Here is a 9,315-nt window from a genome sequence, read left to right as displayed (position 1 = left end):
CGCGAGGGTGGGGTGGCCCGGGGTCGTGGGGAGGAGCTGGGCGTCCGCGTCCGCGAGTTCCGCCAGGGCCCTCTCGCGCAGGCCGGCCAGGCGCTGCTGCCACCGGGTCCGCCCTGAGCGGAGGTTGGGTCTGACGCGGCCTCAGCCGACCTGGCAGGGCAGGGTCGTTGCCGTGTCGCCACCGTTGCCTGTGACGACGTAGCCGAAGGTCGCGCTCTGGCCCGGACTCAACGAGCCGTTCCAGTCGGCGTTGTGGACCATCACGTCCTGGCCGGTGTAGGTGGCGTTGCCGTTCCAGAGGCTGTCCACCTTCTGCCCCGTCGGCAGCGTCCAGTCGACCATCCAGCCCAGCATCGGGACGTCGCCGGAGTTGGTGACGGTCACCTCGGACTGGTAGCCACCGCTCCAACTGCCCGTCGTCCTACGGCTGGCGGTGCAGGTGCCTGGTACCGGGTCGGTCGGGTTGCCCGGGTCGTGGATGCCGGTGACCTCGCCGTTGCCGCCGTCGAAGACGACGTCGGAGCAGGAGTAGAAGGTCTCCGCGCTATCCGAGCGCTGCCAGACCATGTAGATGATGTGGCGGCCGGACTTGTTGGCCGGAAGCTGCCCGGTCCAGGAGTAGTTGGCCTCGACGGTGCCCGGGCTGCCGTTGAGCGGCGGGTGGTCGACCGTCAGGAACGGCTGGGCCTCCATGTCGTCCCAGGTGAGGGTCTTCGTGGGGTCGAAGCCGTCCTTGGTGACATAGACGTAGAACCAACCCGGGTGCGCCGCCCAGGCGTTGTAGGAGAAGTCGACGGTCTTGCCCGAGGTGAGGTGGGTGAGCGGCCAGTCGTTGCGGGGTGCGTTGAAGCCGGTGAAGTTGGTGTTGCCGCCGCTGCACAGCTGGCCGTCCGGGACGAAGCCGCGGGTGCGGCCGGCGCCGTCCGAGCGCAGGACGGAGAACCAGTTGTAGAACGGCGTGGTGCCACTGACCGCCTGCGCGTTCTTGCAGGCCGGGTTGACGGGCTTGATCTCACCGGTGTCGGTCAGACCGTCCTGCCAGCACAGGAAGGTGCGGCTGGCGGGCTTCATCGGGGTGCCGTGCGCCTCCGCTTTGCCGCCCGCGGTCACGACGAGGCCGAGCGCGGGGATCGTGGCCAGCAGGGAGACGAGGACCAGGAGGAGGGCTCTGGGACGCGTCACCCTCGATAACTTTGTCAGGATCATGACAGTCCAGTCCGTTCCTTGAGGTACGGGCCGTGCGGGTGGGTGTGAGGTTGCCGTGGGGCGGGGGCCGCACGCGGGCGGGTTCCGGTCCGTCCGCATGGGAGCGCTCCCACCCCACGTGTTGCGGAAGCTAGCGCGAAATGGGGTGGGTGTAAACGGGTGGCGCGCCCGAGGAACGTCGAGCAACGGCGCCCGGGCCCCCGACATGTGTTGAACCGCTTGATCCCCGGGCCCCGTTGAGGGGGCGAACAGCCGCTCCGCACTCGCGTGGACCGGCAGGGACGAGCCGGATCCGGGCTCACGAACCACGAGGGAAATCATGCGCAGACTGAAGTCGGCCGCCTGTGTCGCGGCGATGGCATTGGCGGGTGCCGGAGGCGCGGTCGCCGCTCCGGCCCAGGCGGCGACCCAGGCGGAGTACGTGGCGCTCGGGGACTCGTACGCCTCCGGGGTCGGCGCGGGGTCGTACGACCCCGCGAGCGGTGACTGCAAGCGCAGCACGCAGAACTACCCGCACCAGTGGGCCGCGGCCAACCCCGACTACAGCCTCACGGACGTGAGTTGCAGCGGGGCGACCATCCAGGACGTGCGCGACAACCAGCTGTCCGCGCTGAGTTCGTCCACCAACTTCGTCACCGTCACCGTGGGCGGCAACGACGCTCAGTTCTCCACCCTCGCGCAGGGGTGTCTGACGCAGACGGACGACAACTGGTGCCAGGTGGCCACGCTGTACATGTCGGCCTACGCCAAGGGCCAGCTGTCCGACCAACTCGCCTCGCTGTACGCCGACATCAAGGCCCGCGCGCCGCACGCGCTGGTCCTCGTCCTGGGCTACCCGGAGGTGCTCTCCACCTCGTCCACCGAGTGCCCGGTGATCGACGTCAACGCCACCAGGCGCACCGCGATGAACAACTTCGCCGACGCGCTGGCCGAGGGGACGGCGGCCGCGGCGACCAAGGCGTCGGTCTACTTCCTCGACATGCGGAAGCAGTTCGAGGGTCACGGGGCGTGCGGGCCGGACTCGTGGATCAACGACCTCAACAACGCGCCCGAGGTCTTCCACCCCAACCTCACCGGCTACACGAAGGGTTACTCGGACAAGCTCAAGGCCACGTGGGGCTGATGTCCACCGCGCTCTTCCCACTCGACGTCCGAATGTCCGAGGAGGACACATGCAGCGTGTTGTGAAGCGGTCCCTGATCAGCGTCGCGGCGGTGGGTGCGGTGCTGGGTGTGATCGCCGCATACCAGGGGGACTTCGGTGATGATCAGCAGCTGTCGGCGGCGGAAGGTGTGGCCACGACCGGCAAGATGACCTTCTACCAGATGGTGGGTACGGGGTCCTGCGGCACTCACCTCGACGCGACCACCGAAGACCTCGTCGCGCTCCCGCCCCAGCTGTGGACCACCGGAAACCCGAACAACGACCCGATCTGCAACGCGTCCGTGGAGGTCACCTACAACGGCAAGACGCTGACCCTGCCGGTCAGGGACAAGTGCCTGGACTGCACAGCGGACCACATCGACCTGAGCAGGCACGCGTTCCAGCAACTGGCCGACCTGGACGTCGGGGTCGTGAACGGCATCACGTGGAAGGTGATCAGCGCGGGGGGTGAAGCGATCCCCAGCGGGGACACGCAGGCGCCGACGGTGCCCACAGGCACGACCATCGACGCCTGGACGGACACCAGTCTCGCGGTGACCTGGGCCCCCGCCACCGACAACGTCGGCGTGACCGGCTACGACCTCTACGCCGACGGCGTCAAGATCTATACGGGTACGGCCACCCGCGTCATCGTCAGCGGAGTGGCGAAGAGCAAGACGTACAAGTTCACCGTCGCGGCGCGTGACGCGGCGGGGAACGTGTCGGCCCAGTCGACGCCGCTCGACAGCGGGTTCTCCTTCAACTCGGCGTCCGGAACACACGGTTCGGTCGACTCCAAGGGCGCGGACACCGCGGTCATCGGCACCGCCGTGACCGACACCGCCCCCGGCAAACCCGGCACCCCCACCCGCACCGGCTGGACCGCCGACACCGTGGGGCTGGCCTGGGACGACTCGGAGGACGACAAGGGCACGAACGGCTACTACCTGTACGTGGACGGCGTCAGGGTCGCCGACACCCTGGTCCACCGAGTCGTGGTCAAGGGCCTCACCAAGGGGAAGGCCTACAAGTTCGCCGTCCAAGGACACGACGTGGCCGGGAACGTCTCCCCCATGTCCGACCCCGTCGAGGTCACCCTCACCGGAGACACCTCCGGCTCCGTCGACCCGCTCGGCGGCGACACGGCCGACCTCACGAACACCGGCGCCAACGGCACCGCGGGCCCGACCGGCGGCCCTACCGGCACCGCCACCGCCACCGCCTCGGCCTCCGCGAGCCCCGACACCTGCGGCACGGTCTGGAGCGGTTCCCAGGCCTACGTCCCCGGTGACCTCGTCTCCTACCAGGGGCACAAGTACAAGGCGACCTACTACGCCAACGGCGCCGTCCCCGGCGACCCCACCTCCTGGGCCGTATGGCACGACGAGGGTGCCTGCGGCTGACCGGTTACCCCCGTACGGACGGGCGTCACGGCGTGGTCGTGGCGCCCGTCCTCGTGCCGGCACCGCCCGCGTCCGGGCCGGTGAGCCTCTGCTCGACCTTGCGGGCGTCGTCGTGCCCGATGTCCTCGAAGATGGCCAGCGCCTGCTGCCAGCTCGCCCGCGCCGACTCCCGCTCCCCCGCGGCCAGTTGGACGTCGCCGAGGTTGGTCAGGCTCAGCCCCTCCCCCGCCCGGTTGCGCACGTCCCGGTAGGCCTCGATCGCCTGGCCGTAGTGCGCGATCGCGTCGTCGTGGCGGTGCAGGCTGCGGTAGACCGTGCCGAGCGCGTCGAGGGCGACGCCCTCGATCCAGCGGCTGCCGATGGTGCGCACCACGGTCAGCGCCCGCTCCAGGCAGTCGATGGCCTCGTCGTACCGCCCGAGCCGCTGGTAGATGTCGCCCAGGTTGGCCAGCGTGACCCCTTCGCCCCAGGCGCTGTCGTCGGCGCGGAAGGCGTCCAGCGCGCGGCGGCTGTACTCGACGGCCTTGTCGAGCCGGCCGATCTTGACGGAGACGGTGCCGAGGTTGGTCAGGGCCTTGGCCCAGCCGTAGGTGTCGCCGAGTTCCTCGCAGACGGCGGCGGCCTGCTCGTAGTGGTCGATCGCCTCGTCGAAGCGGCTCAGGTACACCTCGGCCCCGGCCACGCTCAGCAGCAGCCATGCCTCGCCCCGGCGGTCGCGGCCCTTGCGGGCGGCTCCCAGGCCCGCCCGGGCGGTGTCGAGCCAGTCGTGCAGATGGCTGCGCAGGTAGAGGAACTCCTGGAGGACGGCGGCCAGTCGCCACGCGGTGCCGAGCCGCCCCGCAGCGGCGGACCGGTGCACCGCGGCGACGAGGTTCACGCGCTCCGACTCGCACCAGTCCAGGGCCTGTTCACGTGTCGTGAACGCCAGCGGCCGGCACCCCTCGGGCAGCGCTTCGAGGGGCGGCCGCACCCGCTCCGGGCTGAGCTGCGGGCTGGTGGCGTCCGCGGAGTGCAGATACCAGGCGAGGAGCCGGTCGACGGCCAAGTCCCGTTCCCGCTCGGTTTCTTCGCTCTCGACGCGTTCGACGGCGTACACCCGCAGCAGGTCGTGCAGGACGTAGCGGCCGGGCCGGTCCTCGGTGAGCAGGTGTGCGCGGGTGAGTTCGCCGAGCGGACCGCGCGCCTCGCGCACGGTGAGCCCGGCGAGGGCGGCGGCGGCCGGCGCGGAGATGTCCGGGCCGACGTGCAGGCCGAGCAGGTGGAAGAGGCGGGCGGCCGGTGCGGACAGGGACTGGTACGACCAGGAGAACACCGCGCGTACGTCCGTACCGAGGTCGCCGCTCTCGAAGGCGTCCAGACTGCCGTGGCAGTCCCGGAGTTCCTCGGCGATGGCGCCGAGCGGGAAGTCCGGGTGGGCGGCGGCCCGGGCGGCGACGATGGCGAGCGCCAGCGGCAGCCGCGCGCAGTGCGCGATGATCTCGTCCGCGGCCTCGGGCTCCGCGGCCGGCCGCTCCGGACCGAGCCGCCGTACCAGCAGGTCACGCGCTTCTACGGCGGTCAGCTGGTCCAGTGTCAGCGGGTGGGCGCCGTCGCCGGCGACCAGGCCGGTGAGCTGGTTGCGGCTGGTGACGATGACCAGACAGCCGGGGGTACCCGGGAGCAGTGGGCGGACCTGGTCGGTGTCGCGGGCGTTGTCGAGGACGATCAGGAGCCGCCTGCGGGCCAGCAGGCTGCGGTAGAGGGCCGCTTGGGCATCGAGTTGGGCCGGTATCCGCTCCGGGGCGACGCCGAGCGCGGTGAGGAAGACGTGGATGGCCTCCTCCGGCGGCACGATGGAGCCGGCCGGGTCGAAGCCGCGGAGGTTGACGTAGAGCTGGCCGTCGGGGAAGTGGTGGGCGACCGAGTGGGCCCAGTGCACGGCCAGCGTGGACTTGCCGATCCCGGCCATCCCGCCGATCACACTGATCACCACGGCGTCCGGCGCACCCCCGTCCGCGGGCAACAGGGCCCGGACCCGGTCGAGTTCGTCACTGCGCCCGACGAACGTGGCGAGATCGGCGGGCAGTTGGGCGGGGCGGGCGGTGTAGGTGTCACCGGGATCGGCCGCTTCCACTGCGGGTACGTCCGCCGAACCCGTGTCGCCCACGGCCGCCGTCTCCGGTCCGGGACCGCCAGGGAAAGCCGCCGCCGTGCCGGAACCGCCGGCGGGGGCCGCACCCGCGTCACGCACTCGCGCGGCTACCGCCTCCGTACCTCGGCCGACGGCCTGCGTCTCCGCGCCCCGGCTCCCCGCCCACTCCGTCCCCGCGCCCCCGGTTCCGGCGGCCGGTCCGGGATCCGCCTCGCCCGTCCCCCGGCGCTCCGCAGCCGCCCCGTTCCCGGCCCAGGTCTCCCCCGCCGAACTCCCCGTCCGCCGCGCCGAGTCGGACAGCAGCGTCGGGTCGCCCGCCAGGATGCGGCCGTGCAACTCCCGTAGTTCCGCGCCCGGTTGGACGCCCAGTTCCGTGCGGAGGACATCGCTCGCCCGGCGGTAGGCGGCCAGTGCCTCGGCCTGGCGGCCCGCCCGGTACAGGGCCAGCATGAGCAGCAGGACCAGCCGTTCCCGCAGCGGGTGTCTGCCGGTGAGCGAGATCAGTTCGGTGATCGCCTCGTTGTACCGTCCGAGCCGGACGTCGAGGTCCAACCGGGTCTCCGTCGTGGTCAGATGCCGCTCGGCCAGATGCGTGCGCTCGGACTCGGCGAGCGGGCCGGGGAGTCCGGCGAGCGGGGTGCCCTGCCAGTCGTCGAGCGCCGTGCGCAGCAGGTCCGCGGCGGCGGACTCCTCGCCCCGGGCGCGCAGTTCCCTCGCCTCGGCGACCCGGCGCTCGAACAGACCGAGGTCCAGGGCCTCGTCGGCGACCTGGATCCGGTACCCGTCCGCGACGGACTCGATCACCGGCCCCGCGCCCGCCGCGTCGGCGCCAGGCTCCAGCACCTTGCGCAGCCGGGAGACATAGGTGCGCAGCACGGAGACGGCGGCCGCCGGCGGCTCCTCGCCCCAGACCGCGTCGACGAGTTCGCCGACGGTCACGGGGCGCCTGCGGCGCAGCAGCAGCGCGGCCAGGACCAACCGCTGCTGGGGTGACCCGAGGGCGAGTTCGCGGTCACCGTGCCATGCACGGACGGGCCCCAGCACAGCGAAACGCACGAATACCTCCGGTATCAGGTGTCGCCCCCGTGACTACACGGACGCGGGGCGGCCACAGGCGGTTCTCGTCTCCGCAGTGGCATCCGCCACGGGAAGTTCTATCGTGAACTCCGTGTGCCCGGGCACGCTGTCCACCCGGATTCGCCCCCTGTGCGCCCCTGTGATGGCCGCCACGATGGCCAGCCCCAGCCCCGAGCCGCCCGACTTCGCGTCCGCACGCGAGCGGGAGGTGTCCGCCCGGGTGAAGCGTTCGAAGACCGTGGGCAGGAGGGCCGGCGGGATGCCGGGGCCGTTGTCGCGGACGCGGATGACGCAGTCGCCGCCGAGGGACTCGACCGAGGCCACCACGCGGGTGCCGGGAGGGGTGTGCATCCGGGCGTTGGTGAGCAGGTTGGCCACCACCTGGTGCAGTCGCGCCTCGTCGCCCAGGACCAACGCGGGGGCGTCCAGGGAGAGTTCGAGCTGCCAGTCGTGACCGCCGCCGGCGGCCCGGGCGTCCCACACGGCCTCGGCGACCAGCGCCGCCAGGTCCACCTCGGCGGACGCGAGGGGACGGCCCTCGTCGAGCCGGGCCAGCAACAGCAGGTCCTCCACCAGTCCCGTCATCCGCGCGGACTCGGCGGACACCCGCCGCCAGGCCAGGACCGGCTCGATCCGGTCGGTGCCGCGGTTCATCAGCTCGGCGTATCCGGCGATCGAGGCGAGTGGCGTACGGAGTTCGTGGCTGGCGTCGGCCAGGAACCGCCGCATCCGCTCCTCGGTGCGCCGGCGTTCCGAGAGGGAGGACTCCACGTGGTCGATCATGCGGTTGAGCGCGGCACCGACCTGTCCGGCCTCACTGCGCGGGTCGGTGTCACCGGCCGGAACCCGGGTGAGGGCGGCGACCTCGCCCCGGTCCAGGGGCGCCCGGGAGACCTCGACGGCGGTGGCGGCGACCCGGCCGAGAGGCCGGAGCTGACGTCGTATGACCACGGCGCACAGCGCGCCCGACACGGCGAGCCCACCCACCGCGACGACCACCTCCACCACGACCATGCCGCTGATCATCCGCTGGACGTCGTCCATGGGAAGGCCGGCCAGCACCCGCACCCCGTCGCTCTCCACCGCGGTGACCCGGTAGGTGCCCAGCCCGGGCACGGTCACCGTGTGCATCGAGCCGTCCGTCGCGATCCCGTCGAGGGCCGCGCGCTGGGTGTCGGAGAGGGCGCGCGGCGCGGCGTCCTGGCCGACGACCTCGGCGACGAGGACACCGCCGTCGGCATCGGGGCGGGCGGCGAGCATGCCGGCCGGGTGGCCGCTCTCCATGAGGAAGTCCAGGCCGTTCTCCGACTCGGGGTGCAGCCTGGCGCCCCCCAGACTGCGCTGTACGGCGTTCTGGACCCGGTCGTCGAGGTTGCCGAGCAGATAGGAGCGCTGGACGAACACGGTGGTCAGCGCCATCGCCGCACAGACGACGACGAGGGTGACGCCGACGAAGACGAGCAGGCGCGTACGCAGTGAACGCAGCCGCGGCCGGGCCGTCATCTCCCGTCCCCCGCCGCCCTGATGGCGTACCCGAGGCCGCGCACGGTGTGGATCATCGGGGCCCGTCCTCTGTCGATCTTCCGGCGCAGGCTGGAGATGTAGACCTCGACGAGGTTGCCGCCGCCGTCGAAGGAGCTGCTCCAGACGCGGTCGAGGATCTGTGCCTTGCTGAGGACCTGGCGCGGGTGGTCGAGGAAGAGGCCGAGCAGGTCGAACTCCTTGGCGGTGAGCTGGATCGGTGTACCGGCCCGGCGTACCTCGCGGGTGTCCGCGGCCAGCACGAGGTCGCCGAGGACGCGGACGGAGTCCTCGGTACGGCCGTGTGCGGCCGCGGCCCGGCGCAGCAGTCCGCGCAGCCGTAGGACGACCTCTTCCAGGGAGAAGGGCTTGGTGACGTAGTCGTCGGCGCCGGCCTCCAGGCCGTCGAGCCGGTGTTCGAGGGCGTCGCGGGCGGTGAGCATGAGCACGGGCAGCTTCGGGTTCTCGTACCGGAGCCGGCGCAGCACCTGGAGGCCGTCCAGGTCGGGCAGCATCCCGTCGAGCACGACGGCGTGCGGGGCGCACACGCGTGCGGTCTTCAGCGCGCTCTGTCCGTCGAGCGCCGGGTAGGGCCGCCAGCCCGCCTCCGCGACGGCGACGGACAGCACTTCGGTGAGCGGGGGCTCGTCGTCGACGATGAGCACACGGACGCGGCCGGTTCGTGACCCGGAGGTGCCAGTCATGTCCTGATCCTGTCCCCGCCCGCTGAGGGAACCCTGTGTTCCACCTGAGGATGGGTGATGACCTGCGCACATGCGGAAGGGCCGCGCCCCCATCGCCGGGAGCGCGGCCCTTCCGTGAAGCGGTGGTGAC

General features: G+C 71.8%; 6 protein-coding genes. 2 read left to right on the top strand and 4 right to left on the bottom strand.

Annotated features, from left to right (window positions below; all coding sequences use genetic code 11):
* Positions 1 to 141: 141 nt before the first annotated feature.
* The gene (locus tag ABZ896_RS13910; RefSeq protein WP_360926963.1) at positions 142 to 1,206 is read right to left on the bottom strand and encodes a lytic polysaccharide monooxygenase; all 1,065 of its coding nucleotides are present in this window, start codon (positions 1,204 to 1,206) and stop codon (positions 142 to 144) included.
* Positions 1,207 to 1,525: 319 nt separating this feature from the next.
* Between ABZ896_RS13910 and ABZ896_RS13905 the strand changes: the two genes are divergently transcribed.
* Both ABZ896_RS13905 and ABZ896_RS13900 read left to right on the top strand, forming a co-directional pair.
* Complete coding sequence (locus ABZ896_RS13905; protein ID WP_360926960.1) at positions 1,526 to 2,329, top strand: SGNH/GDSL hydrolase family protein; 804 nt, start codon at positions 1,526 to 1,528, stop codon at positions 2,327 to 2,329.
* A 49-nt stretch (positions 2,330 to 2,378) separates the two neighbouring features.
* Positions 2,379 to 3,752, top strand: a complete 1,374-nt coding sequence (locus tag ABZ896_RS13900; RefSeq protein WP_360926957.1) for a carbohydrate-binding protein — start codon at positions 2,379 to 2,381, stop codon at positions 3,750 to 3,752.
* Positions 3,753 to 3,777: 25 nt separating this feature from the next.
* Here the strand turns inward: ABZ896_RS13900 and ABZ896_RS13895 are convergent, their stop codons facing one another.
* The 3 genes from ABZ896_RS13895 to ABZ896_RS13885 are packed head-to-tail and all read right to left on the bottom strand — an operon-like array spanning position 3,778 to position 9,185.
* Positions 3,778 to 6,939, bottom strand: a complete 3,162-nt coding sequence (locus ABZ896_RS13895) for a BTAD domain-containing putative transcriptional regulator (RefSeq protein ID WP_360926955.1) — start codon at positions 6,937 to 6,939, stop codon at positions 3,778 to 3,780.
* A gap of 33 nt (positions 6,940 to 6,972) precedes the next feature.
* Positions 6,973 to 8,463 carry an ATP-binding protein gene (locus ABZ896_RS13890; protein ID WP_360926952.1) on the bottom strand — a complete coding sequence of 497 codons (1,491 nt, stop codon included), beginning with the start codon at positions 8,461 to 8,463 and terminating at the stop codon, positions 6,973 to 6,975.
* The gene (locus tag ABZ896_RS13885) at positions 8,460 to 9,185 is read right to left on the bottom strand and encodes a response regulator transcription factor (protein ID WP_360926949.1); all 726 of its coding nucleotides are present in this window, start codon (positions 9,183 to 9,185) and stop codon (positions 8,460 to 8,462) included. Before ABZ896_RS13885 ends, ABZ896_RS13890 begins: the two co-directional genes overlap by 4 nt.
* Between the last annotated feature and the right edge of the window lie 130 nt (positions 9,186 to 9,315).

The sequence above is a fragment of the Streptomyces sp. NPDC047072 genome (assembly GCF_040643855.1).
In the GTDB taxonomy this organism is placed as follows: Bacteria; Actinomycetota; Actinomycetes; order Streptomycetales; family Streptomycetaceae; genus Streptomyces.
This window is presented reverse-complemented; position numbering and strand designations above follow the sequence as displayed.